The organism is Bacillus fungorum (assembly GCF_002746455.1).
Lineage (GTDB): Bacteria > Bacillota > Bacilli > Bacillales > Bacillaceae_G > Bacillus_A > Bacillus_A fungorum.
On record NZ_NWUW01000013.1, the window covers coordinates 116,558 to 141,786 of the forward strand.

At 33.1% G+C, this 25,229-nt stretch carries 20 protein-coding genes and 4 pseudogenes; 10 read left to right on the forward strand and 14 right to left on the reverse strand.

The annotated features are described in order from the left end of the window. Positions 1-12: 12 nt before the first annotated feature. Positions 13-1,188, reverse strand: coding sequence for an alpha-helical endospore appendage domain-containing protein (locus CO726_RS18725; protein WP_245916686.1), 1,176 nt, complete (start codon positions 1,186-1,188; stop codon positions 13-15). 980 nt (positions 1,189-2,168) lie between these two features. On the opposite strand from CO726_RS18725, the pseudogene CO726_RS18730 reads away from it, so the two are divergent. After that, a pseudogene (locus CO726_RS18730) lies at positions 2,169-2,357 on the forward strand (IS3 family transposase); the annotation flags it as partial. Between the two features lie 163 nt (positions 2,358-2,520). On the opposite strand, the gene CO726_RS18735 reads toward CO726_RS18730, so the two are convergent. Beyond that, a complete protein-coding gene (locus tag CO726_RS18735) occupies positions 2,521-2,877 on the reverse strand; it encodes an alpha-helical endospore appendage domain-containing protein (protein ID WP_099685258.1) in 357 nt (118 codons plus the stop codon). Positions 2,878-3,219: 342 nt separating this feature from the next. Here CO726_RS18735 and CO726_RS32515 point away from each other — a divergent pair, with 342 nt between their 5' ends. Continuing rightward, complete coding sequence (locus tag CO726_RS32515) at positions 3,220-3,525, forward strand: hypothetical protein (protein ID WP_245916688.1); 306 nt, start codon at positions 3,220-3,222, stop codon at positions 3,523-3,525. Positions 3,526-3,731: 206 nt separating this feature from the next. Here the strand turns inward: CO726_RS32515 and CO726_RS18745 are convergent. Continuing rightward, positions 3,732-4,000 (reverse strand): annotated as a pseudogene (locus CO726_RS18745) (TSUP family transporter); the annotation flags it as partial. 91 nt (positions 4,001-4,091) lie between these two features. Here CO726_RS18745 and CO726_RS18750 point away from each other — a divergent pair. The 3 genes and pseudogenes from CO726_RS18750 to CO726_RS18760 form a co-directional block, all read left to right on the forward strand. Continuing rightward, the gene (locus CO726_RS18750; RefSeq protein ID WP_099685259.1) at positions 4,092-5,684 is read left to right on the forward strand and encodes a collagen-like domain-containing protein; all 1,593 of its coding nucleotides are present in this window, start codon (positions 4,092-4,094) and stop codon (positions 5,682-5,684) included. Between the two features lie 173 nt (positions 5,685-5,857). After that, positions 5,858-6,046 (forward strand): helix-turn-helix domain-containing protein, encoded by a 189-nt coding sequence (locus CO726_RS18755; protein WP_099685260.1) that lies wholly within the window; start codon positions 5,858-5,860, stop codon positions 6,044-6,046. Next, positions 6,006-6,227 (forward strand): annotated as a pseudogene (locus tag CO726_RS18760) (IS3 family transposase); the annotation flags it as partial. The gene CO726_RS18755 and the pseudogene CO726_RS18760, both read left to right, overlap by 41 nt. Before the next feature lie 834 nt (positions 6,228-7,061). Here CO726_RS18760 and CO726_RS18765 read toward each other — a convergent pair. After that, positions 7,062-8,111, reverse strand: coding sequence for a glycosyltransferase (locus tag CO726_RS18765; RefSeq protein ID WP_099685275.1), 1,050 nt, complete (start codon positions 8,109-8,111; stop codon positions 7,062-7,064). Positions 8,112-8,799: 688 nt separating this feature from the next. Between CO726_RS18765 and CO726_RS33195 the strand changes: the two genes are divergently transcribed. From CO726_RS33195 to CO726_RS18780, 3 genes are all read left to right on the forward strand, one after another. Continuing rightward, entirely contained in the window at positions 8,800-9,816 is a 1,017-nt protein-coding gene (locus tag CO726_RS33195) for a collagen-like repeat preface domain-containing protein (protein WP_169513049.1), read from the forward strand. Between the two features lie 1,089 nt (positions 9,817-10,905). Further along, positions 10,906-11,694 carry an alpha-helical endospore appendage domain-containing protein gene (locus CO726_RS18775; protein WP_099685262.1) on the forward strand — a complete coding sequence of 263 codons (789 nt, stop codon included), beginning with the start codon at positions 10,906-10,908 and terminating at the stop codon, positions 11,692-11,694. A 345-nt stretch (positions 11,695-12,039) separates the two neighbouring features. Then, complete coding sequence (locus CO726_RS18780) at positions 12,040-12,345, forward strand: alpha-helical endospore appendage domain-containing protein (protein WP_098762009.1); 306 nt, start codon at positions 12,040-12,042, stop codon at positions 12,343-12,345. Between the two features lie 183 nt (positions 12,346-12,528). Here the strand turns inward: CO726_RS18780 and CO726_RS18785 are convergent, their stop codons facing one another. Further along, positions 12,529-12,744, reverse strand: coding sequence for a hypothetical protein (locus CO726_RS18785; RefSeq protein WP_099685263.1), 216 nt, complete (start codon positions 12,742-12,744; stop codon positions 12,529-12,531). Positions 12,745-12,896: 152 nt separating this feature from the next. Between CO726_RS18785 and CO726_RS18790 the strand changes: the two genes are divergently transcribed. Then, positions 12,897-13,244 carry an alpha-helical endospore appendage domain-containing protein gene (locus CO726_RS18790; protein ID WP_099685264.1) on the forward strand — a complete coding sequence of 116 codons (348 nt, stop codon included), beginning with the start codon at positions 12,897-12,899 and terminating at the stop codon, positions 13,242-13,244. Between the two features lie 345 nt (positions 13,245-13,589). Beyond that, positions 13,590-13,970 (forward strand): hypothetical protein, encoded by a 381-nt coding sequence (locus CO726_RS18800; protein ID WP_099685266.1) that lies wholly within the window; start codon positions 13,590-13,592, stop codon positions 13,968-13,970. A gap of 803 nt (positions 13,971-14,773) precedes the next feature. Here the strand turns inward: CO726_RS18800 and CO726_RS31855 are convergent. The 9 genes and pseudogenes from CO726_RS31855 to CO726_RS18840 form a co-directional block, all read right to left on the reverse strand. Continuing rightward, the gene (locus tag CO726_RS31855; RefSeq protein ID WP_169513050.1) at positions 14,774-14,911 is read right to left on the reverse strand and encodes a hypothetical protein; all 138 of its coding nucleotides are present in this window, start codon (positions 14,909-14,911) and stop codon (positions 14,774-14,776) included. 1,081 nt (positions 14,912-15,992) lie between these two features. Further along, on the reverse strand, positions 15,993-16,793 hold the full coding sequence (locus CO726_RS18805; RefSeq protein WP_099685267.1) for a DUF4097 family beta strand repeat-containing protein: 801 nt from the start codon (positions 16,791-16,793) through the stop codon (positions 15,993-15,995). Positions 16,794-16,798: 5 nt separating this feature from the next. Further along, on the reverse strand, positions 16,799-17,341 hold the full coding sequence (locus CO726_RS18810) for a DUF1700 domain-containing protein (RefSeq protein WP_099685268.1): 543 nt from the start codon (positions 17,339-17,341) through the stop codon (positions 16,799-16,801). Between the two features lie 4 nt (positions 17,342-17,345). Then, positions 17,346-17,657, reverse strand: coding sequence for a PadR family transcriptional regulator (locus CO726_RS18815; protein WP_098675678.1), 312 nt, complete (start codon positions 17,655-17,657; stop codon positions 17,346-17,348). Between the two features lie 610 nt (positions 17,658-18,267). Beyond that, positions 18,268-19,098, reverse strand: a complete 831-nt coding sequence (locus tag CO726_RS18820; RefSeq protein WP_245916690.1) for an ABC transporter permease — start codon at positions 19,096-19,098, stop codon at positions 18,268-18,270. Then, positions 19,091-19,825: an ABC transporter ATP-binding protein gene (locus tag CO726_RS18825; protein ID WP_245916692.1), complete on the reverse strand. Its 735-nt coding sequence runs from the start codon at positions 19,823-19,825 to the stop codon at positions 19,091-19,093. The genes CO726_RS18820 and CO726_RS18825 overlap by 8 nt, the downstream gene beginning before the upstream one ends. Positions 19,826-20,708: 883 nt before the next feature. Next, complete coding sequence (locus CO726_RS18830) at positions 20,709-22,034, reverse strand: collagen-like repeat preface domain-containing protein (protein ID WP_099685269.1); 1,326 nt, start codon at positions 22,032-22,034, stop codon at positions 20,709-20,711. Between the two features lie 420 nt (positions 22,035-22,454). Then, a complete protein-coding gene (locus CO726_RS18835) occupies positions 22,455-23,582 on the reverse strand; it encodes a glycosyltransferase (RefSeq protein ID WP_099685270.1) in 1,128 nt (375 codons plus the stop codon). 1,078 nt (positions 23,583-24,660) lie between these two features. Continuing rightward, positions 24,661-25,229: pseudogene (locus CO726_RS18840) on the reverse strand (collagen-like protein); the annotation flags it as partial.

The window sequence follows — 25,229 nt, forward strand, 5'->3', positions numbered from 1 at the left end:
AAATGAATAAAACTACATAATTGCTATAACCGAAAGGGAAACATCCGTAAAATCAGTTGCAACACCAGATGTATTAATAAGCTCCAAAGTACTCGGTGTGTTTCCTGTTGTTACAACAATCGTATGAGAAGATAGTTCTACTTGTACACCAGCAACTGTATTATACATAGCAGTTGTACCAGTAATGTCCACCCCATTAAGTTGTAAGGTTGTTGAAGCTGTCGTTGAGGCTGTTGTGGCTTGTGTTTCATAATCAATCAAATACGTATGATTCGGAGCCAAAGTAATGGTAGGCGTAGAAGGTGTATGCGTAATTAACGTTCCGTTTACTGTTTGATTCGTGACTAAATTAAGTGGTGCACCATCTGCGACAGTTTGCGTCTCTGTTGTAACGAAATTTGCATTATTCGTTGTAATGGCTAAACCGGTTACTCCTGTTGCTCCTGTTGCTCCTGTTGCTCCCGTCGCTCCTGTTGTTCCTGTTTCACCAGTTGCTCCTGTTGCCCCTGCTGCTCCTGTCGTTCCCGTTACACCACCTCCTGTAGGGCCCGTTGGACCTGTAGGACCTGGCGGGCAAGTCGGACAAGGCCCCGTTACACCTGTTAATCCTGTTGCTCCGGTCACTCCTGTTGTTCCCGTTACACCTGTTACTCCGGTTGCTCCAGTCACTCCTGTTACACCTGTTGACCCAGTTGCTCCAGTCACTCCTGTTGCTCCCGTTATACCTGCTAATCCTGCTGCTCCGGTCACTCCTGTTGTTCCCGTTGCACCAGTTACTCCTGTTGTTCCAGTCACCCCTGTTACACCCGTCGCACCAGTTATCCCTATTGCTCCGGTTGCTCCCATTTCTCCCGTTATACCTGTTGCACCAGTTACCCCCGTTGCTCCTATTGTCACTTGAGAGTTCACTACATTGTTCAACTTAGCATCTAATAACATCTCTTTTTTTATAGCAAGGTTTAACATGTCTCTAACACTCGTGTTAATTTCCAACAAATCATTGATAGTTACAGGAGTACTTAGCCCTGGTAGAGTTCCTAATGCATACTGAATTTTCTCTGCTTCTGAATTTATTAAATGACTTAGTGCTAACTCTTCTAAAGCAATTGAAGCTAACAATAAGTTTTTTGCGTCCTCTCGTGTGATCATAATTTCAGGTGTAATATTTGGCATATTTGCTTGCGACAATTTTTTATCCTCCTTTCAGTAAAAAAACAAACGGTTTTTTATTAGAATATGTACAAGTGGACAAAGTCGTTCTTGGCTAAATAACTCATTTTAATTTTTTTCAGAATATTACAGGGAATAAGCATACTGTTTCAGAGAGAGTTCCCTACCATTTCATTCCTCTTTATTTCTTATAAATACTTACCATAATTTTTTCCATAGAATAAAAAAATCATGGTAATATCTTTCTAACTCCCACTTCCGCCCCAAATTTTGTACAAATCTTTATTTGAATAGAGGGAATGCCAGTTCTTATAAAATAATTTTTATAAACATTTTCCTAAATCCCCTCACCATATACAGCTTCCTATCTTGTTTTTCTATACTAATGTTTTACGGAATCTGTTTGTTTTTTTATTGTTTATCGTCCAATTGAAGATATTCTCTTATATTTTCTAAACGCCCCTTCATTTAGAACGTGTATTAGTCTGTGGACAAATTCATGTACAATCATTAGGGAGATTGGATTTCCTATAAACTCCGTTCGCGTTGCCTGCATGCTTGATATTTTATTTTTAAAAATACGCTACCAAATATTAATACTGTCCTCGAAAACACTTCAAACGTAAAGACACTTTGGAGTGTAGCCAAGGTGTCTTTATTATTTTTCGGTTCTATATTGTTTACCTTCTTCATATACTAACAATGCTGATGCCATCAGTTATTTTATATAAAGAAAGAGTATTTCTCCATCCAACCGGAAATACTCTTTCTTTAGCTTTATTGTTCATATTAACTTAAAATATTATATATAGTACTATTGCAAGTGAAATAAGGAGTTTATTTCTTTATACTATTAGAAAAAGAGCTTTCTTCACTTAACTGCATCCTAATTGTTAGACACATAATCTAACAATTGGAGGTGCAGTTTTTCTATTGCTACCGTCGCATTCGTGATGAGTTAAGGAATCGTAGTCAGAAAGTGAATCACAAGAAGGTGCAATGCAGTAATGGAGAATTTCTTTGGGATCATGAAGTCGGAATTCCTCTACATAAAAGAATTTGAAAGTGTAGAGCATTTTAAAATAGAATTAGAAAAATATATAGATTATTATAATAAGAAACGGATTAAGGCAAAATTAAAAATGAGCCCGGTACAATACCGGACTCATTTGAATCAAGTAGCCTAATGAAATAACCGTGTCTAACTTTTAGGGGTCACTTCACTTTTTCAGTTTACTTCACATATACATAATCTTTATTTTTCCTTTTTCATGTCTCCATAAATAAAAATAATAATGAGTCTTTTATTACCGTAATAAATTATAATTTTATACCAAGAAAAATGCTATTTTACTCGAAATAATTCTCATCATTTTGAACTGAACTTATAGGACTAGTAATTGGGCTACTAACTAAATCTAATACATTTTCTAACTTGAATTGCAAAAGCATTTCTTGCTTAATAACCGTTTGCAACGTTTGCCTTACACTATTATTTAATATTAACAGATTCGGCAACGTCACTGGTGGAGGTGTAACACCAGTGTTTAAAGTCCCTAATAAAAATTGAATTTTTTCTGCTTCACTATTAATAATATGAGCTAATGCCAGTTCTTCAAGAGCAATAGAAGCTACTATTAAAGAAATGGATTGACCTGGCGTAACTGCTATTGTCGGAGTTATATTTGGAATATTCGCTTGAGACATACTCATCTTCCTCTCTTTTTTTAAATTCCATACACTGTATGATTTTTTAAAGAAATTGTATCCTGTCTTACAGCGCCCATATTTTTTTTACAATCTAATTAAAATAAAAAGACGCTTCTTTATTGATTTTAATTAATTTTATTTTGAAATTTTATGCTATCTTGACTTCACATATATTAGAAATGAAACTTAGAAAAAACAATAAAAAGATAGCTTTTTCGTTTGAACTTCTATCCCTTTCAATACTTGCATATATGTAATATAAAACAGATAAGGAATGTTGAAAAATAATTATTTCAAAACATGATTCCTGGACTAGCGATAACAAAAGGGGGAGCTATTTTGAACAGCACCAAAAAAAGCAAATTATTTTTAATATTATCTGCTCATCGCACTGGATCCAGTGCGACAGCTGGAGTTTTTTATACTTTAGGAATACCTATGGGAGATTATTTATTAAAACCCTCTGTCACCAATCCAAAAGGCTATTTTAAAAATATTGATTTTGTAAATTTAAATGACCGAATTCTAAATTCAGTTAACGCTACTTCGGATAATCCACCTATAAGAAAAAACATTAAATACACCATCGATATATTGCAATATTCAGAATTTTTTATAAACAAACTAAACCAATACAGGGGCTAAAAGATCCTAGAATCTGTTTAACATTCCCTATATGGAAATCACTTTTAGAATGTTTGGTAGATGTTACATATATATTTAATTGGCGTCCAATGCAGGAATCTATACTTTTTCTTGTTCATAGAGATAAAATTGATGAAGAGCAAGCTACCGGAATTTTAAGTGAACATCATAAAAATCTTATATTTTATAATCCCTTCACGATTTTAATGAAGAATCAGTAAGGATTGAATTGTAACTATCGTGATAATTGCACTAGGTATACTCCCATAGATGAATATTTTACTAATCTAAAATTAATAGTTTTTTGTTTCCAGTGTTGGGATATTCCAAACATTTTAGTGATAGTATTGTATACCAGATCAGTTCCAACAGCTATAGAAGGATTTATACCTAATGCTAGGAGGAATGGAGTTAATAATGTAGCCCCTCCTACTCCTGTTTCACCAACTATTCCCCCTATGATTAAACCCATCATTATACTCCCTCCCTTCCATATTAATTTTTAATATTTATTATTTTAAAATAGACGCTATATATAACGAAATTTATAAGGAGGATGCAAATACATGTCAAATAAAAGTGAACATAATTCAAAATGGTTAGATTCCTATAAATTATTATTTGCTCCATCACTTGATTCTAGTGTTGTAGGACCTACATTCCCACCAATTTCACCATTTACACTACCTACTGGGCCTACCGGAAACACTGGACCTACCGGCGGCACTGGACCTACCGGAAACACTGGACCTACTGGAAACACTGGGCCTACCGGCGGCACTGGACCTACCGGAAACACTGGGCCTACCGGCGGCACTGGGCCTACCGGCAACACTGGACCTACCGGAAACACTGGACCTACTGGAAACACTGGGCCTACTGGAGACACTGGGCCTACCGGAAACACTGGACCTACCGGCGGCACTGGACCTACCGGCGGCACTGGACCTACCGGCGACACTGGACCTACCGGAAACACTGGGCCTACCGGAAACACTGGGCCTACCGGAAACACTGGACCTACCGGCGGCACTGGACCTACGGGGGATACTGGACCTACCGGAAACACTGGATCTACTGGCGACACTGGACCTACGGGGGATACTGGACCTACCGGAAACACTGGGCCTACTGGCGACACTGGACCTACGGGCGGCACTGGACCTACGGGGGATACTGGACCTACTGGAGACACTGGGCCTACTGGAAATACTGGACCTACGGGGGATACTGGACCTACCGGAAACACTGGGCCTACTGGCAACACTGGGCCTACTGGAAATACTGGACCTACGGGCAGCACTGGGCCTACGGGGGATACTGGACCTACCGGAAACACTGGGCCTACTGGCAACACTGGGCCTACTGGAGACACTGGGCCTACTGGAGACACTGGACCTACTGGAGACACTGGGCCTACGGGGGATACTGGACCTACCGGAAACACTGGGCCTACTGGCAACACTGGGCCTACCGGCGGCACTGGGCTTACGGGCAACACTGGACCTACCGGAAACACTGGGCCTACTGGCAACACTGGGCCTACCGGCGGCACTGGGCTTACGGGCAACACTGGACCTACCGGAAACACTGGGCCTACTGGCAACACTGGGCCTACTGGCAACACTGGGCCTACTGGCAACACTGGGCCTACTGGCAACACTGGGCCTACTGGCAACACTGGGCCTACGGGCGGCACTGGGCTTACGGGCAACACTGGACCTACGGGCGACACTGGATCTACGGGTCCTCTCATCACTGCTGATAATGCTCGTATAATTAATTCCGCCTCACAAAATGTCGCTGATGGAGCAGCAGTTCCCCTGGCAACTAATGCTGTAATTAATGGCACAGCAATTACACATACAGCAGGATCTACTGATATTTCACTATCTCCCAATCAAACATACTGGATTTTTTTCGAGTCTGAATCTGGTGTAGGAACTGGTACTGCAGAGTTAGAATTCCAATTAAATGGAACTATAGTAAGTGGAACACAGTCTAGAGCAACAAATCAAACGAGCGGGAGTACAGTATCTTTATCGTCAGGAGCAGTTCTTTCTACTGGTGCAGCACCTAATATATTAACATTAGTTAATAATTCTGGTGGAGTTAGAACACTCACGGGGACTAACATCAACATAGTAAGAATCCAATAATTTTTTGTGATTTTAGATAATCCAAGCATATAAACTAAAAACTTGGAAATGCCCCCTTAAACTTTGGTAGCACCACACCGCCACTAAGTAAGTACCTTGGATAGGCTACACTGAACTAGACAAAAAATTAAGGTCAAGTAGACTACAACTGATCTATTTGAGGAGAATCTACTATGACGAAAAATAAAAGAGAAAGAAGAACCTTTACAGCGGAATTTAAGCACCAAATGGTTCAGCTGTATCAGAATGGTAAGCCAAGGAAAGATATCATTAAGGAATATGGATTAACACCATCATCATTGGATCGATGGATGAATCAAAATCAAACGTTCATTAAGTGCGAAAAGCTGTCCATACGATAATGCGGTAGCGGAAGCAACCTACAAAATCTTTAAAACAGAGTTCGTTCGCGGTCGTCATTTCACAAGTTTAGAAGAATTGAACGACTACGTAAACTGGTTTAACAATGTTAAAATCCATGGAACACTGGGCTATTTGAGTCCTGTTCAGTACAGGCAGGAACCCCTAAAAAAAATTGTCTAGTTTCGTGTTGACATACCATTATTATCATAAGGAATTCCACAGGGTTCTCTGGACTAGTACCTTGCTTTCCTTGCACACTTTGAGAGAAGAATCCGTTTATTACTAACGGGTTCTTTTATTTATTCGCCATACAATAATGACTTTACTAAATAAAAATTCTTTATTCAAAATAAAAAATCCACCCATTAAGGTGAACTTTTTATGTAACTATTTCTGTGAGTTTCGTTCACATCATATTGTTCGTCATTTGAAAAACTTCTTTGTTCTTCATGATATATAATATGTGTCTCTTAAAATAATGTGCTTATACCCAATTTCTTTTTAGGTGTCTAATTTGTCCATTATAGTTTTATTTTTATCCTAGGTGAAAATATACACTTTTTTGTTTTTAGGTCTCTATAAAGTCTCAGCTCAAGCAAATCTTGCAATCACTTACACTTGCTCTTTAGAAAAAAGAAACCAGCTCCCCTAAATTTGAATTTGTATAAGCTTAGCTTGATAGCGATATGGCGCTATCCCCAATAGAATGTTTTCTTCTTTGCATAATAAATGCCCCCTATTTGGCTCCCTCAAGTATAAAACCACTCTTAGTAAGTGTCCAAGTTCCATAGGGGGCTAAAGAGGAATCTTTGAAATAAAATAATTCATCTCCTAGCCATTACTTAGGAATCTCTCCTTCAAATCACTAGAATATTAAGTAATGAGTAGTTCTATATATTAAGGATATATTCTTTCATTTACTGTAATTAATCTAATTATAGTTATAACAAAAACAATCTATTCTCACTACCCAAGATAAGGGTATCTTGAATCAACTAATGTTTTATTCCAGAATCATTTTTTTAACAAATTATTAAAATATTCCCTATTGTGATGAATACTTGGATCATTAGGAATAAATTGTGCAGCTTTTTCATTATGATAAATTGCTTTTTCATACTCTTTTATACGATCATAACAAATACACAATTGAATATGCGGTAACCATGTATAACATGCTTCACGAATAAAATAAGAATTATCAGGCCTTGGTCCTTCAATTGCTGAGCGATACCAATAAATAGCCTTTTGATAGTCATTTTTTTGTAAAAATAGATAGCCTAAATGACAACAAATTTCTCCTCTAGGTGTATCATACATAAATGAATCTAGACAAGAATGAACAGATTCTTTCCAATTACCTAATTCCCAATAACATTCAGCTCTTTTCAGACAAGCTTGAATATTATCTTCAAACCATCCTTGCCCTTCATCTAAAAATTTTGAGTACCACTTAATTGCTACATCATATAATTGATGATCCTTGCATTCGTTCGCATAATAATATACATCTCGCGGACTTAGCTCTTTTCCATCTGCAATATGTTTTTCATATAACCTTAAATTCCGGTCACTATACGCCTTTTCTTTTTTATGTGTTACACCTATGTCACTGTCCATCAGATTTCCATATACCTCCAAATATTCATGGACAAAACCATGCCATTTAAAATTCCTATTTCTCTTTACTAAACGGTATCTCCTCAGCTGAAATGTTGGATTTCCTTCTACATCAAAACTCAAATAATAGTTCATAGATACCGCATCAATATTTGCATCTAATGTACGCTTTAAGTGAAGGAATTTCTTTTTATCTTCATCTGCAATCTCGTCATCTGCATCAAGCCAAAGGATATATTTTTTAGTGGCCTTAGAGAACGCAAAATTTCGTGCTGCCGAAAAATCATCAATCCATTTAAAGTCATAAATTTTTGACTTATACCTTTTTACAATTTCTTTTGTGGCATCTGTTGAACCTGTATCCACAATAATAATTTCATCAACTATTCCTTTAACAGAATCTAAACATCTTGAAATAGTTTGTTCTTCATTTTTTACAATCATACACAAACTGATAGTGATTGAACTTTTTTCCATATAATTTCCCTCCTATCCTATGACATATATATGTGTAGGATAGGAGGGAAATTATATTTCTTTGGATTTCATTGTGTAACAATATTAATCTATAAATCCTTGTATAGCATTATAAATACAAAGTATTTAACAGGTAACAACAATACTTAAAAGAAGATAAAAGCCATTTTTCAATACATCTTCCCAGTCAGTGAACCTTACAAAACAGAAACCTAAGAATTAATATTGATTTTTTATCCGATAAAAAGCGAAAATGTTGTATACAGATTTTCTACACTATCACGTTTCATGAATTTTCAGTATACAAATATTAATAGAACTGAAACTGTTTTTTTACATAAAGAAACATTTGCACAAGAAGTTGAACTCATTTAAGTCTAACTTGATCGACATGTGTTACAGTTCTACAATCGTATTACTTAACATCTCAAGATCTAGATGATGACATAATCCCAATCGTATATAAAAGCAGCCAATCTGTCATTTCGCTCTAGATTTATAATCTTTATTTTTTCTCAAAAACTATTATTCCTGCTGATTGAAAACCTATTTTTTAATCCGTTACAAGTTTTATTATTTTGAATGGTTGTTTACCTCAATCATTTTTTTTCTCCTCACATAACATATTCATATAAAAGTTTAAAGGAGGAATATCATGAGTCACGATAAAAAACATTGCAATCCTGTATTCTTCACAGCAGAATGTTGCAACAACCCACAAACAATTCCTATTACAGGACAGCAATTAAATCAATTAATAACGTTATTAAATTCTTTAGTAACAGCAATTGCTAGCTTTTTTGCAGATCCAAGTGAAACTAATAGACTGATATTAATCAATTTATTTAATCAATTTTTAGATTTATTAAACTCGTTAATACCTTCACCAGAAGGAAATTATCTAAAACAGTTAATTCAAAGCATTCTAACAATCCTACAATCACCCGCACCTAATCTAAGTCAATTGGCTGTACTACTTCAACAATTTTACAGTGCCCTTGCGCCTTTCTTTTTTGCTTTAATCATTGATCCAGCATCTTTACAACTTCTTCTAAATTTATTAGTTCAGTTAATTAATGCTACTCCAGGGCCTACTGGACCTACTGGACCTACTGGTGCTACCGGTGCTACTGGACCTGCTGGTGCTACCGGACCTACTGGTGCTACTGGACCTACTGGTGCTACTGGACCTACTGGCGCTACCGGATCTGCTGGTGTTACTGGACCTACCGGGCCTCTTGTAACCGCTAATAACGCACGTATAACAAACCCAGCAATTGTGCAAGTAGCTGCTGGAGCTGCAGTTCCTTTATCTACTAATAACCTTATTAATGGCACAGCAATTACACATGTACCAGGATCACCTTTTATTACATTAGATCCAAATCAAACTTATTTCATTTCTTATGAAGCTTCAACAAATTTAGGATTCGCTGACCAAGGAACATCGATATTACAATTTGAATTGGACGGATCTTTAGTTGGTGGAACACAAAGCGAATTCAACTTAGCAGGGTTAAGTGCAAATTTCCCAGTTGCAACTAGAGTATCACAAAGTTCAGATGCAGTAATTACTACAGGTGCAGTTCCAGGCATATTAACATTAGTAAATGCTTCAGGTCACGCATTAAATGTTGAAGGTACTAATATTAACATAGTAAAAATAGAATAACTCTAAAAAACAACTAACTTACAATGAATCCTTAAAATAAGTAGTAATTCCAAACGACTACCTATTCCCTAAAGAATAGGTAGTTTAATTTTCACTGAAATTCACATAATTTTCTTATAAAGATATTCCAATTATTTTTCATTAGAAATATCCGCCACTTATTTGCTCCCGCGAATTTACTTGAAGTGGGCATTTTTCGTTCAGTTATTATTTTTGATAGCTAACAAATGCACCCAAAAATAAACAAGTTAACTCTCTTTTTTTAATTTTTTGTTGCTTTTGATACAAATTCCACTATGCGTATAGCTTCGTTTTTGCTATTGATAGCTAAGTTATAACCTCTACCCAAATTGATAATACAGTTACAAAAATAGACTCGTTTAGAAAAGGGCGTATCTTTCACGTACCCGCAACTACTGTATATTTTTGTGAAAGGAAACCATTTTTCTATTTGTATAAGTTGTTTGCTTTATTCATGCATTTTATAAATCCCTAAAAAAGCAAACTTTCTCCAACTATTATCAATATCAATTTTTCAAAAATGAATACCTAACTTTTTAAACTTGTGATGAAGGAAATTCAACTCTCCACTAATATTCCTATCGTGATATATATTTTAAGAAGAGCATCATTACTTTTTAAGTCACAAGATCCAAATTAATTTTCTTTAACAACCATAATTTAATCAAAACTGATTAGAAGCGACTATTTTGGATATAATCTCAACTTACTAATTACAAAGTTCAATGACAATTCACTGTTTTTAAGACTTATACTGCTTAGCTTAAATTATCAGGTTCAATACTTATAATAATATGCATACCAATATTTCCCTTCACTTAGGCAAGATTTAGTATTACACAACCTTCAACAATAAAAAAATTACGTTATATTAATAATAAGAAAACAAAAACAAGTGAAACAGTTTGCGATTTATAAATCATTACAAATCACTTACTTAATAGAAAAAATTATCAATAAACTAAGCTAATGACTTATCCCTCTTAAATATTTATGAATAAAATAAATAATAAATCTGTTTTTGAGATTTATAAAATACAACTGAAACAGAGAGGAGAACTTATTACTATGTCACAAGCTAACATACCAAATATAACTCCTAGCATTTCTTTAACTAGGGAAGAATCCATTAATTTAATTTTAGCTTCTATCGCTTTAGAAGAATTAGGTTTAACTCATATTATTAATGCAGAAGCAGAAAAGATTCAATATGCAATTGGAACATTGTCTGGATTATCACCAGCTGCTACGTTAGATGAAATTTTAGCAGTCAATGAAAGTGTGAATCAAACGATACAAAATGCACTTAAAACACAGATGTTGTTACAAAATAAGTTGGATAGTGTAATAAAAACACCTGTATTAACAGGACCAACTGGTGCTACTGGTTCATCTGGTGCTACTGGCGCTACTGGTCCTCTAATAACTGCTAATAACGCTCGTATTATTGATCCTGCTATCCAACAAGTTGCGGATGGCGCCGCAGTTGCATTTACCTTTAACTCTGTTATTAATGGAACTGCAATCTCTCACACACCTGGATCAACAGATATTACGTTAGCTCCTAATCAAACCTACTATGCTTTTTATGAAGCCTCCTCAAATTTAGGATTTCAAAATCAAGGAACTGCAATTTTACAATTGGAACTAAATGGAATATTACTAAACGGATCACAAAGTGAGGTTAATTTATCACAAACAGCTACAAACTTCCCTCCAGATTTCACCAGATTATCACTTAGTTCAGGTGCAGTATTTAATACCGGATCAGGAACTAATATATTAACGTTAGTCAATGCTTCAGGGCACGCTTTAGATGTGGAAGGAGCCAATATTAATATCATAAAACTTCAATAAAAAAATTTTTTTCGATTTAGGTCTATAGTATTGTTTTCACAGTATAAATTAGCCTTCATTTAGTAATGTTCAATTGCCTATATCCTTCACACAATTCCACCTAAAAACCTTTAATTAAAACATTATAATATCCACCTGTATAAGCCCTTTATAATATTAAACTATTATAAAGGGCTTATTTAGCAAAATTAAATAGCCTAAACAAAGCATACAAAACGTTTATTACCTTAATATCAAATTACATTTTTACTACAGAAGCCCAAAAATATATAAATGGATAAGCTATAAACATTGTAAAGAGGCATAGAATGTACAGATACTAAAAAAAATGAGAGGAGGCAAAACATGTCTCAAGCGAATATCCCTAATATAACTCCAACGATATCGATTACTGCCGGGCAATCAATTTCTTTACTTCTGGCATCTATCGCACTCGAAGAATTAGCACTGGCACACATTATTAATAGTGAGGCGGAGAAAATTCAATTTGTATTAGGAACACTAAATAATGGTATTACTCCTCCCCCAGTAACATTGTCAAATTTGCTTACAATAAATCATAGTGTTCAACAAACATTACAATCTGCTATTAAGCAAGAAATGCTTTTACAATTTAAATTAGAAAATATCTTAACTTTGATTGATGAATAATACGCTTTTATAACTTGTAGTCGTCCGATTATTTAAATTTAAGCGCCTGTGACACATTCAAATAAATAATTCAAAAAAAAATAATAACAAAAAATGAATCATTAGTAATTAGGACACTAATTTAAGAATACGATATAAGTATTCGAGGGAAAAACAGCTACTTATATCGTATTCATTTTAATATTATCTCTTTTTTCTCTTAAACTTATGATGTTTATTGTTTCGTTTTTTATTTTCGTAATTTCCGAATAAATTATAATCTTTTATTTTGTTTACAGTCTTTTGTAGATTAGGTGATAAATTATATGGGTCAGTATTTGGATATTCATCTGGTAATTTCTTATAATTCTTTCCCATTCTGTTCGGTCCAAAAATTAAATCATCCCAAAAATTAGTCATAGCACTAGACTCCTAACTGTAATCATATTAAGTATTCCGCCTAATCATAATGTATTCAACTTTTGTCTGTGTGTGCATAAGTATCAACATAGCATTATTATGCTATAAATACACTGCACTCTTAACATAAGCGTTTAAAGGAGGAAAAAAATATGTCTTTGCCCAACATTCCGGATATAGAGCCCCACATAACATTAACTCGAGAAGAAGTAATTAACCTTCTTTTATCTTCCATTGCAATGGAAGAGATAGGACTTTCCCATTTAATAAATGCAGAAGCTGAAAAAATCCAAAAAATAATAAGTAAAGACTGTCTGTCTGTAAAAGAAGCCATTGTTACTCAAGAAAGTGTAGAAAAAATATTAAGAAATATTATTAAAACCCAGATGCTACTGCAGTTTAAACTAGAAGATGTACTGAAAATCCCAACCTTGGACTGTGATGATTGTGATTGCGATTGTGAGGATTGCGATTGTGAGGATTGTGAGGATTGCGATTGAATTTCTAAAAAATAACGTAAACAAATATATATCACATAAGGTGACTTATTGGTACATAAAAATCATTTAAAAGGAGCAGGATTTAAAAATGGGTTATACTAGTGAATTATTAATGAATTGCATCGAATGTATGTACCAAAGGGAATCTGCATTAAACAAACTTTTAGAAGCTGAATTGAATATGTTAAGTTCGTTATTAGATACTGAAAATCAATCAAATGATATTGTAAAAGTTCAAAATAACATTGTAAGTTTAATGACGTGTATCTGTAATTCAAATACATTATTTCTAGATACTTTTGAATCAATAATCTATAGACACTATTTTATACGGGAATGATTAAAATGAATCTTAAGAGTTTAATTCAAGAAATAGAAAAACAAAATTTATATATTGAACAAATTATTATACTATGTATTAAACTAATCGATCACCACAACGCACACCCATCTCAAAACACAATAGTATTTGAACACAATTTAACTCTACTTTCAAATTTATTATTAAATAGAACACATGTAATAAAAAGAAAATTAGCTCTATGTGCTACATTAATGAACACTTTAGACATGTCTAATCTTAATATAAATAATAGAATAAAATCTTCTATATCTCCTGCTACACTTGCCGATTTGAAAAACATTGAATTTAATAATTTTACATGCAAGAAATTGTTTAATGAAAACATAAAACAATTAGAATTAATTTCACTTGATTTTAAATAATAGCAAAGAAATCACCTTTCTTCATAAAATCACTAAACAGTTACCAAAATAATATACCATTTAAAAGAAAAAACTATTAACCTAAAAGTGATTCTTTTGTAAGCACATAAAAAAGACCTTGTTCTGCCTTTCTTCCTATTAAATAGATAGTATTAAAAACGACTCAACCATCGAGATCCGATAGAACATCGAATTTCGATGGTTGAGTCGTTTATTAGAACTAATTATACTTATAAAATAAATAGTTAAGTTTTTTGGGCTAAACTAAACCGAAACTCATCCCCCACCTACCGTTGGGCTACACCTCTCATACGGTTGAGGAATAGCATCCGATTTCAATACACTAACACTTCACTTTCACCAAAGGAATACTCTACAAAATTTATAATGGATAAACCTAAATACTTCCTTCAAGGAGATTATTTTTTCGTTCTATCCGTAAATTGTGGATGAGGACAAATTCTCCTATTGCTTCCTCTTGTTGTTTACTGCTACTTTTTTACATTTGTTTATAACATGAACTTCTCAATTTCTTGTACAGATTGTAGTATAATGGATAAAAATGTATTTCTTATTTTCACTTTTAAAAAGGAAGCTACTTAAATCAATAAAAGTCCTATCTAAGTTTATCCAATATGTTCGTTTTACTAAAAAGATATAATTCGAACAAGCATTTACTACTATTATTTTGATATGAGAGTACAAAACGTCTTCTATTTTAGGATTAAAATAGAATTATTTCATTTTAATTAATTTAACAAATCAAAATTATCACCAGTTATTCTGGTGGCAACAACAACAAATTACAATACGTTTACAGCAAGATTCTTCACATCTTCTTTTACAGCACTTGTGTTTTCTTTTACAACATTTGTGTCTATTTCTACAACCCGTATGCTTATGGTCATTAAAACATTCACAATGATGTTTACGATTGCCACAGTTCCTACACATTTTTATCCCCCCCTGATAACCAAAGCTTAGAATATTATATGCTCTAATAAGACAAGGGTTTGTTTTATAGCCTATCCATAAATAATTCACACTAACTATCGTCCTCTATCCTGTCTCTCACTCATAATTTTTAAATTAAATTGTGTATCAACATATTAATTTTCATCATACAATTATTAAACAATATATAATTTTATTATGATTTATTAGGTGCAATTCCCTCATTATTAATGAGCTTCAAAACACTTTATAATACCGCCATCTTTTGTTTCAGCTACAGATTGAGATGAAAATTACAACATTTATATATAACGTTTAACTTAAGTATGTATAAAAATTAGTAATGGAGGTAAATATCTTATTTGTATTTCTTCACCTCGAAGTTATGTATTACATAATAAAAAGAGTACTTGTTTCCGCAAGTACTCGAGTTTCATTCACATTAGAAAGAAGTTTAGGAAAGTTCTTATAACTAATCCTATACCAATTTATGCTTATACTTATTAAAAAGATATAGAAAAAACACCCATTTTCATAATATTTAAATAAAAACCTAAATATTACACATGGATAATATTGGTTTCATAAGTTCGAATCCTCTGAATTAGCGCTTCAATTTAATTTTTAATTAACTCAACTATTTAGTTGTTTTAATTGGACTTTTCATCAATTAATGTCCTAATTAGCTATTTGAAATGAGAATTTCCTAAGTGATTTTTTCTTACATTTGCAATACATTTATCATTTTAACGAAGAAGACTCCTTCCTCAAGGAACGAAAAGTAAGTAGGTGGAAGATGAATTAGCTTCGGACATGAGATGGCAAGAAGCAATCTTCATTTTTCGACATACATAAATTGTTACCTCACTACCTGGCAAATGTATGTGTGTTATAAAATAGATCAACAAAACGAAGGCACTGAAAAAGTGATTGCTTTGAAAAAATAACGTGTATTTTATCAATATATAGAAAAACAAAAGGAGTCCATCACCTGTATATAGTAGGTGATGGACTCCTTTTTCTTATTATGTGGACTTTTTCAGTGGCCTCAACAAAACTGGTCTATTTTTAATTCAATTCAATTGTTACATCTCCAGCAGATGTTTTCCCGCTAATTTTCACACTACCATTGCCAATTACTACATCGCTATTTTTCTCCTTAAAAATACTAACTTCACCTGCAAATGTTTTCCCGCTAACAGTCGCATCTTGAGGCTTCTCGAGTAAACGGATATCAATGGCACCTGCAATTGAACTTGCTTCTAAATCATATTTGGAGTCGTGATCAATAACATCTACATCTCCACTTGTTGTTTTCGCAACAACTTTACCAGTTACTTTTTTCATTTTAACTTTGCCTGCTTTTGTAGACCCTTCAACTTTCTTCGCTGTTACTCTCTCTATTTCTACATCTCCACCTAGCGTTGCTGCTTCTACACGTTCACTTTTCACATTATTTACCTCTATCTCACCTGCCGAAGAACTTACTTTTATTTCATGATAAAGACGTTCTGGAACAATAATTGTTATTCCTGGTGTTTTAAATCCAAAAGATAAAAATGAAAAATCTAAAGAAATTCCTTTTTTTATCTTCCCTTGAACTTTTAATATATCTCCCTGTTCATCAATACTCATTTTTTGTTTCTCAACATTCCCTGTTTGTTTTATATAAAAAGAAGAATCATGTCCCTGCTGAATTGTAACATCCCCAGCATCCAAATCAATTTCTAATTTTTTAATTTTTTCATTATTAATAACTTTTTCTTTCTCTCCTCCTTCCGCCGCATCCACTGCTTTTGTATATGTTTGCGATATTCCAATAATCCCAATGATAATACAAGCGATAGCTATTAATACTATTTTTTTCATCTCACCTATTCCCCTTTAATCATTTTGAGATTCCAATTGACATAACCTAAACATAAATTTTTGAACCCTTTTGTACAGTAATAAGCCACTATACATAACAATAATCCCACTCCGACAAATGCAATTGAAACAAACAGATCAATCCATAAGAAAGTACCTGTTAGCACTTTAATTACTACTAACAGCGGAGCCACAATTGAGGAAATGCCTCCAATCCAAATTGAAATGATAAAACTTACAATTAGAACTAAAGGTCCTAACGCAATAATAAAGTTTAATAAACTAAGACCAATTGCTGCTATTACAGCTCTTGTAATATTTGAAGCAGACGGATCTTTTTTCATCTCATCAAAACAATATAATGCCAACATTTCTTTTGCTATTGCTTTTGGTGAACCCAGCCCATTTACAATTTCAAATTCTTTCTTCCCTTCCTCTAATCCAAACTGAAAATGTTCCTCATAATCATATAAAATATCTTGTCTTTCTTCTTCTGGTAGCTTTCTAAGATGTCCCGATAATTCTCGAAGAAACTGCTCTTTGTTCATCTCATTACACCTCTTCAATAATTTCTTGTACCCCTTTAGCAAAGTCACACCACTCTGTTACAAGTAATTGAAGTTGCTCTTCGCCTTGATTTGTTAATTGATAATATTTACGCGGTGGTCCTTCGGTTGATTCTTTTAAATACGTGTGAAAATAACCCTCTTTTGTTAAACGACGTAATAACGGATATACTGACCCTTCTGATATTAAAAATTTATTTGAAATTTGCTGAACAAGTTCATAGCCGTAGCAATCTTTTCGTTTGACAAGCGCCAGCACACAAAGTTCTAACACACCTTTTTTAAACTGGACGTTCAAAAATACTCCTCCTCTTTAATTAGTAATACTCCATACAAGGTAATTACCTTAACCATAATATACCATTTGCTATTATTCATTGCAAGGTACTGTTTTTAATAACATTCTCTATTTTTTTTTAAGGGATCAACAATATAGCCATCAAGTTAAGCAAGCAAACCAAAAACGAAAAAATGTGCTTATTTGTTACAAGTTAATACAAAATGTTGTTCTAGGAACACTATTAAAATTTTAAGATGTTGGAGATAAAGCGGTACCTCTGAAAGTAAAGAATAGAGCGATTTCTCGCTCTATAACTATATTAAATTATTTATTTAATTCATCTTTTACCTGTTTTAAAAGATATTCTTTTGTTTGCTCCGGTTTAATTTTTGGTATAATTTACCTTTTACGCCCTCTTTCCATTTACTCAACATATATCCACTGATTTCTTCACCTTTGACACAATTAATCATTTACGCTTCTTTGTCGTTATTGAGGTAAGCCGTAATTTTACAGCCTGTTTAAATATCGATTGCTGTACCAAAAAACAAAATCAACGATACTTTCATTATTTTACTCATTTATACCCCCTTGTTTAATAAAAATAATAAAGAATGTCTTTTTTAAATCAATGCACCAGATCTTTCTTTTTAAAATCATACAAACTTAATATAAGAAAAAGTGAAAAGTGAACTAATAAAACCCCAATTCCCAACCACACACCATCATGATTCAAAATTTTCTCATGAAACTTTATATAGCCAAAGATTGAATAAGAGTTAATGGATAATCCTAAACTTCCGATAACATGCATCGCTATTAAAAGGCCAACACCAATCCCAATTGCATTCGCTGTACTATTCATTTTTATAGATATATACATCGTAATTGCTGCGACAGCAAGTAAAAATAAAAATGTTGCCCCGTTCATTTGAAGAAGAACTCCTAATCCTTCAAATATTGATAGTTCTACTTTTCCGTAGCTAGGATGTTGCAACATGAATTTTTCTCCAAGTCCAAATAAGTAAGAACCACTTACAATAGAAACAATAAAATTAAATAATAAAAAGAAGATAATAATTATACTTAATGCAATCAATTTACTAAAAATGAGAGAACTTCTGTTCATACCCTGTAGTAAGGGGAGTTTCAGCGTTCCTTCTCTATACTCATCTGTTATACTACTCGCCGCTAATACGATAATATATACGACCACTAAAAAACTTGATATTGCATCTAACGTAATAGCACTTGCTGAAAATCCATTTAATGCAATTTCAGGAACAGGTGGTACATTTAAATTTGCAGGAATATTTTCTTTAATCGTGCTCATATTCTCCATCATATGCTTCGTAGAAGCGAGCGTACCAATGACAACAAGAAGAGAGATTGCAATAAACACATACATTCTTTTTCCAGAAAACATTTTCACCAATTCATTCCTAACCATTTTAAGCATAAACCATCGTCCCTCCTATTGTGTCAAAGAATAAATCTTCTAATGAATCTATTTCTTGATCAAGATTTTCTCGATTACAATCTAGTAGTAATTTCCCTTTATTCAAAATAAGAAATCGTGTACATACTTGTTCAAGTTCATGCAAAATATGACTTGATATAAGAAGTCCTATTTTCTCTTTTTCCGCTAACTCTTTAATCATTGTTCTCATATCTCGTATTCCTTGTGGATCCAATCCATTTGTTGGCTCATCTAAAATTAACAACTCAGGTTTTTTTAATAAGGATATTGCAATTCCAAGACGCTGCTTCATTCCCAATGAATATTCTTTCACCTTATCTTTAGCCCTCGCTTGTAATTGTACGAGGTTGAGAACTTCCCAAATCCGCTGCTCTGTTACATTGTTTAAATTCGCTACTAGTTTTAAATTTTTATATCCAGAAAGATTTACATGAAAGCTCGGGGTCTCTACGATAGCTCCTACCTTCTTCATCGCTTGACTAAATTCATGATCAATATTGTAACCACCAATTTTTACGGTTCCACCATCACGATGAATCAAATTTAAAATCATACGGATTATTGTTGTTTTTCCTGCACCATTTGGCCCAATAAACCCTACGACGTCCCCTTCATAAACCTTAAAACTCATATCTTCTACCACTTGTACATTCCGAAAAGATTTACAGATCTGAGAAACTTCTAACAGTATACATCTTTGATTCATAATTAATCCTCCTATATAATTCATTTTTCTTCTTGAATTATTTTACTTAGTAAATTATGTGTTATTGACCTTATAAGAACTCTCCTTTCATCATCGATTCAATATATCCCTTATTTTTACAAGGAAATATTTACTATTTATGATTACATAATATCATTCAGTATTGTTTATTGCAAGATACTGTTTTATATTCTTTTAAAATTCCCAAAAAATAACTGGATTTTAAGAAATATCTAGAGAGAAACTGTGTCATTTTGATTATTTGTTATATAACTACAATGGTTATCTTTCTTGCTTATAAATTTAGGGAATCAACGGATTTATCACGAAAAAAGTTATCATACGCTTTGTTCAAATTCATTTGTGCATTGGCAAACTCAAGGCTATTTATTTCTTTTAGAAATACAAAATTAACCTCATATTATGCAGGAGTAGGATATTTGATAGGTCTACCAGGTTTATCTTGTGAATCTTGATAAAATTTGATTCTATTAGCAAGTATTTTATTGTATACAAACTAAACACACGAAAAAAGAAAGTTACGTACTATTTGGCTAGGCAAACTAAAATGCATCTCCCATCTACCTTTGGGCTATGCTTGAAGAAGCGAATCCTTTTCGAATCATTCATTAAAATATAATAAAAAGATGGCATTTTACTAATACCATCTTTTTATACCTTGCTTCCAATTCATTTTAACTATCTTACTTTTATTAATACCATTTAAGTTGATATCGTTAAACTCCCTGATACTAAAACGCCCCCGTCAAACCCACATTTCTACTTACTAAAATACTTCCTGCTTTGTTTACATTTACTAATAGAAAAAAGTAGGATTAGAAAAAAGATCTACACTTGGTACAGTTTTACCACTAAGAATAAGTTAAACGTCATCACTAAGCATATTACACAGCATCAAATTCTCTGTTGTGGGAAACGGAAAATCATCATTTAAACCCTCTGTATTAGCCGTTGTAACATAAAGGAGTTTAGTTGTTATTAATGCCACTATTGTGACTTCACTTATTTCTGTTCCCTCTGATTCTTCACTTACTTCAATCTCCCCTGGTTCTTCGCTTACTTCCGTTTCCTCTGGTTCTTCACTTACTTCAATCTCCCCTGGTTCTTTGCTTACTTCCGTTTCCTCTGGTTCTTCACTTACTTCCGTTTCCTCTGGTTCTTCACTTACTTCCGTTTCCTCTGATTCTTCACTTACTTCAATCTCCTCTGATTCTTCACTTACTTCCGTTTCCTCTGATTCTTCACTTACTTCAATCTCCTCTGATTCTTCACTTACTTCAATCTCCTCTGATTCTTCACTTACTTCAATCTCCTCTGATTCTTCACTTACTTCAATCCCCCCTGGTTCTTCACTTACTTCAATCCCCCCTGGTTCTTTGCTTACTTCAATTCCCCCTGGTTCTTTGCTTACTTCAATTCCCCCTGGTTCTTCACTTACTTCAATCTCCTCTGGTTCTTTGCTTGCTTCAATCTCCTCTGGTTCTTTGCTTGCTTCAATCTCCTCTGGTTCTTTGCTTACTTCAATCTCCTCTGGTTCTTTGCTTGCTTCAATCTCCTCTGGTTCTTTGCTTGCTTCAATCTCCTCTGGTTCTTTGCTTGCTTCAATCTCCTCTGGTTCTTTGCTTGCTTCAATCTCCTCTGGTTCTTTGCTTGCTTCAATCTCCTCTGGTTCTTTGCTTGCTTTCATAATGTCCTTTTTCTTGTTCAGATCCATTGAAAAATATTTATTATTTTTAGTTCTTAATCTAATTAATATAATTTCTATTCTTCTAAGTAATCCAATTAATCCCTCTAAAATATGGTTACTAACTTCAAACGATTTTACTATGCTAAATAAAAATAACAATAATTGTTCCAATTCATTGAAAATCATACCCTGAGAAAAGAAAGAATTATTTAAAAGTTTCATCAATTTCCGAGTCCTCTGATTAAAAAACCTTCTTTGTTCTTTGGATAAATTTAAATAAACAAAAAACTCTTGTGATATTTGAATCATTTTTTTTAAATCCTTAGTATAAGAAGATGAGGTTTCCGAAAATACTCGTTCTAAATTTTTTTTAAAGCTCTTTAAGAAATGTATAAACTCTTTTAATTGAGATGGAGAAATTTGAATCGATGTTGTATTTGGTATACAACATCTTTTATTACCAAAAAATAACTCTCCATGTTTTTCTTTCCAGATACTCATATAATCACCTCTCCCATTCAATAGCCTATAACATACAATGCATATTGATTGAGAAAGGTACCAAAAACTGTACTATTTTTATTAAGAACATTTCCAAAATTTATTGCTCCTCATCACAAGCTAATTAAGCACTTGTCTCGTTATATCCTATTCAATTAATTACATCATTTTAGTTATATATAATTAAAATAGACAATCGTTTTCATATATAAATAAACATAATTGCCTTCTTTCATAATATATGATGCTATATCAATCATATTAAAAAAGTAGGCTTATACCTACCAACACTACTCTACATCTGAAATTTTCATTTCAAACCTTCACAATTTGAGGAAGGAAATTTCCAGCGGGTGATTACAAAAATATGATTTTAGTAATTACGTTTTCTTAAAATTAAATGAACCTAGTTATCTGTAATTACATTTCACTCTGCGATATATTGTAATTATGAAAATTAAATTTTGACATGATAATATTTCCTGTTGGAGCTAATTTTTGAGAAATTGATTGTATCACATTCATTAATTGATCTGGCTCAATAGGGGATGATAAAAATACAATTTGAAACTTTTTCTTATCTAATACTTCATTTAATTTGTTATAATCAATACATATTGTAGGGGCTATTTTATTCGCAAAAACTGCAGCTTTTTCATTACTTTCCACTCCGGATATAGAAGCTTCTGGATATCTTCTTTTTATTTCTAATAAAGTTGCGCCACATCCCGCGCCAATATACAGAATATTCATTCCTTCTTGGGGGACGTCTGCTACAACGCGATCTGCAATTTCTAGTAGGTCGTAATGTATAAAGAGATTTTCTTCAGAAAAACCCCATTTCTCATAAAACTTTTTACTATTTTTATTTAAAACTATAGAAAAATGAATATTATCCTCTTTCCATGAAGCACTTCCATAATGATGAATAAACGTGTCCCTGCATAAAAATAATTTATAACCTTTTTGATATATTCGAAGTGATATATCATCATCTTCGTAGTTCCCAGGGGTAAAACGTTCATCTAACAACCCGATTTCATCTAATACTGTTTTTTTGATAAGCATACAAAATCCTATTAATTTCATACGCTCCTCCCATTTCTCACTATTGCTTTGATTAACCTCACTTGCAAATTCCTGCATTTCTTGCATATTCGTATAAAAGGTCGGAATTGCACTATAATAAGAGGCACTATTAGTTACCGGTCCAACTGCTGCAGTATCCTTTTCTGCATACAAACAGTTAATTAAGTTTTTTAACCAATTTTTCGTTACCACTACGTCATTATTCAATAACAGTATATTTTCGCCTTTTGCTTTTCTAATCCCTTGATTACATCCCTTTGGAAAGCCCATATTCTCTGCATTTTCAATCATTAAAATATCCTGTTGTTGTTGTAACCATTGAACAGTCCCGTCAGTTGAGGCATTATCAACTACTATTAATTCATACTCTTGTTGATCCGTATATTTTCTAATACTATCAATACATTCTTTCGTATATTTTAATTGATTATGCGTTAATATAATTATACTTGTAAGCATGAAACCCTTCCCCTTTCAGCAACCATGATATTATCGAATGCAACCCCCTATTTCACTAAGCTATGCTTTTAATATCACATTAAAACATTTTCTATTACTTTTAATATTAGGGGGAATTTAGGATGAATCGTGCTACCTATTCATTACAAGAACTAGCTTTTTCTTGTTCCTTTATTTATTTATTTATTTATTTATTTATTTATTTATCACAAACCAATGAATGTGTAATTCTCATGCATAACAGGCATTTTGTATAAACAGGGAATTTATTATCTTGTCGCTACATGACACTAATATACTCCATTTTAGTTTTCATATTTCAAAAAACAAAATCATAAATGTTAAAAATCCTCTAATTTAGATATTTCATGTATAAATATAGAAAAAAACAAATTGGGTTTTACTCATTTTTTAGTTCTAAATAACATTCATCTCTCTTTAAACATAATTGAATAACATCTTCAATGATGCCTTGATTTTCATCTAAACATCTTTAATAACATTTAACAGCTGCATTATATAATTTATGGATTTTGTTATCCATTGGTATAACTTTTTTATTTAATTAAATAAAAAGAGCGCCTTAAAAGTGATTTTTTTAAACTTTAAATTTTCGCTTTTTTAGCGACGAGTTATAAATAAGTGAAGATCCCAAATTATTATATGTAACATGCATAAAATTGTTGAATAAAATCTAAAAGTAGCTAGCAAATGTTAATTGCTTCTTTTAACGAGAAGAAGCAATTAGGAAATAACTTCAAAATAGCAGTATTTATTTAAATGGAAAAATATTAAGTTTCATAATTCCCCTTATACATTTATCCCTATCTTTTGTATCAACTCACCAATTATTACTTCATACAAAATACAAACCGAATTCAAATCATTAACAATAAGATAATTTTTGCTATTCTAACATTCATAAATCACTTTCCACATCTAATTAAAATAATATTTATAGAAACTAAAAAAGAATCCTAAAAACTTAGGATTCTCTTAATATCCTCTAAGGTACGAAACTGGTAAACCGCCCCATGCCTTAAACAGAATTTTAATATTCATTTTACTTTTTTATAGGTTATTGAAGTTTTATTATATTAACATTCGCTCCCAGTATATTTCTAGCTCCCCCTGCAGTATTAACCAATGTTAATACATTAGGATCTGCACCTGTTGTTAATATTGCTCCTGATGTTAATACTGTCATAGAACCAGAAGGCTGGCTCGTTGCTCTAGATTGTGTTCCAGATACAATAGCTCCATTCAATTGAAACTCTAATTGTGCAGTCCCAGTTCCTACACCTGATGATGCTTCATAAAAAACCCAATAAGTTTGATTAGGTGCTAATATAATATCAGTTGATCCTGGCACATGAGTAATTGCGGTTCCATTTATAACAACATTAGTAGTTAAAGGGACAGCAGCATTATTATTAACAGTCACCTGTCCACTATTAATCATTTGAGCATTATTAGCAGTAATAAGTGGACCGGATGCTCCTGTTGCTCCTGTTGCTCCCGTTGCTCCTGTTGCTCCTGTTGCTCCTGTTGCTCCTGTTGCTCCTGTTGCTCCTGTTGCTCCTGTTGCTCCTGTTGCTCCTGTTGCTCCTGTTGCTCCTGTTGCTCCTGTTGCTCCTGTTGCTCCTG

What these genes read in the sequence shown, in the direction of transcription:
- CO726_RS18805 (WP_099685267.1), bottom strand. Translation starts at nt 16,793, where the DNA reads ATGAAAAAAATAGTATTAATAGCTATCGCTTGTATTATCATTGGGATT.
- CO726_RS18775 (WP_099685262.1), top strand. Translation starts at nt 10,906, where the DNA reads ATGTCACAAGCTAACATACCAAATATAACTCCTAGCATTTCTTTAACT.
- CO726_RS18750 (WP_099685259.1), top strand. Translation starts at nt 4,092, where the DNA reads ATGTCAAATAAAAGTGAACATAATTCAAAATGGTTAGATTCCTATAAA.
- CO726_RS18755 (WP_099685260.1), top strand. Translation starts at nt 5,858, where the DNA reads ATGACGAAAAATAAAAGAGAAAGAAGAACCTTTACAGCGGAATTTAAG.
- CO726_RS18820 (WP_245916690.1), bottom strand. Translation starts at nt 19,098, where the DNA reads ATGCTTAAAATGGTTAGGAATGAATTGGTGAAAATGTTTTCTGGAAAA.
- CO726_RS18735 (WP_099685258.1), bottom strand. Translation starts at nt 2,877, where the DNA reads ATGTCTCAAGCGAATATTCCAAATATAACTCCGACAATAGCAGTTACG.
- CO726_RS18790 (WP_099685264.1), top strand. Translation starts at nt 12,897, where the DNA reads ATGTCTTTGCCCAACATTCCGGATATAGAGCCCCACATAACATTAACT.
- CO726_RS18800 (WP_099685266.1), top strand. Translation starts at nt 13,590, where the DNA reads ATGAATCTTAAGAGTTTAATTCAAGAAATAGAAAAACAAAATTTATAT.
- CO726_RS18785 (WP_099685263.1), bottom strand. Translation starts at nt 12,744, where the DNA reads ATGACTAATTTTTGGGATGATTTAATTTTTGGACCGAACAGAATGGGA.
- CO726_RS18830 (WP_099685269.1), bottom strand. Translation starts at nt 22,034, where the DNA reads ATGAGTATCTGGAAAGAAAAACATGGAGAGTTATTTTTTGGTAATAAA.
- CO726_RS18780 (WP_098762009.1), top strand. Translation starts at nt 12,040, where the DNA reads ATGTCTCAAGCGAATATCCCTAATATAACTCCAACGATATCGATTACT.
- CO726_RS18765 (WP_099685275.1), bottom strand. Translation starts at nt 8,111, where the DNA reads ATGATTGTAAAAAATGAAGAACAAACTATTTCAAGATGTTTAGATTCT.
- CO726_RS33195 (WP_169513049.1), top strand. Translation starts at nt 8,800, where the DNA reads ATGAGTCACGATAAAAAACATTGCAATCCTGTATTCTTCACAGCAGAA.
- CO726_RS18835 (WP_099685270.1), bottom strand. Translation starts at nt 23,582, where the DNA reads ATGCTTACAAGTATAATTATATTAACGCATAATCAATTAAAATATACG.
- CO726_RS18825 (WP_245916692.1), bottom strand. Translation starts at nt 19,825, where the DNA reads ATGAATCAAAGATGTATACTGTTAGAAGTTTCTCAGATCTGTAAATCT.
- CO726_RS18810 (WP_099685268.1), bottom strand. Translation starts at nt 17,341, where the DNA reads ATGAACAAAGAGCAGTTTCTTCGAGAATTATCGGGACATCTTAGAAAG.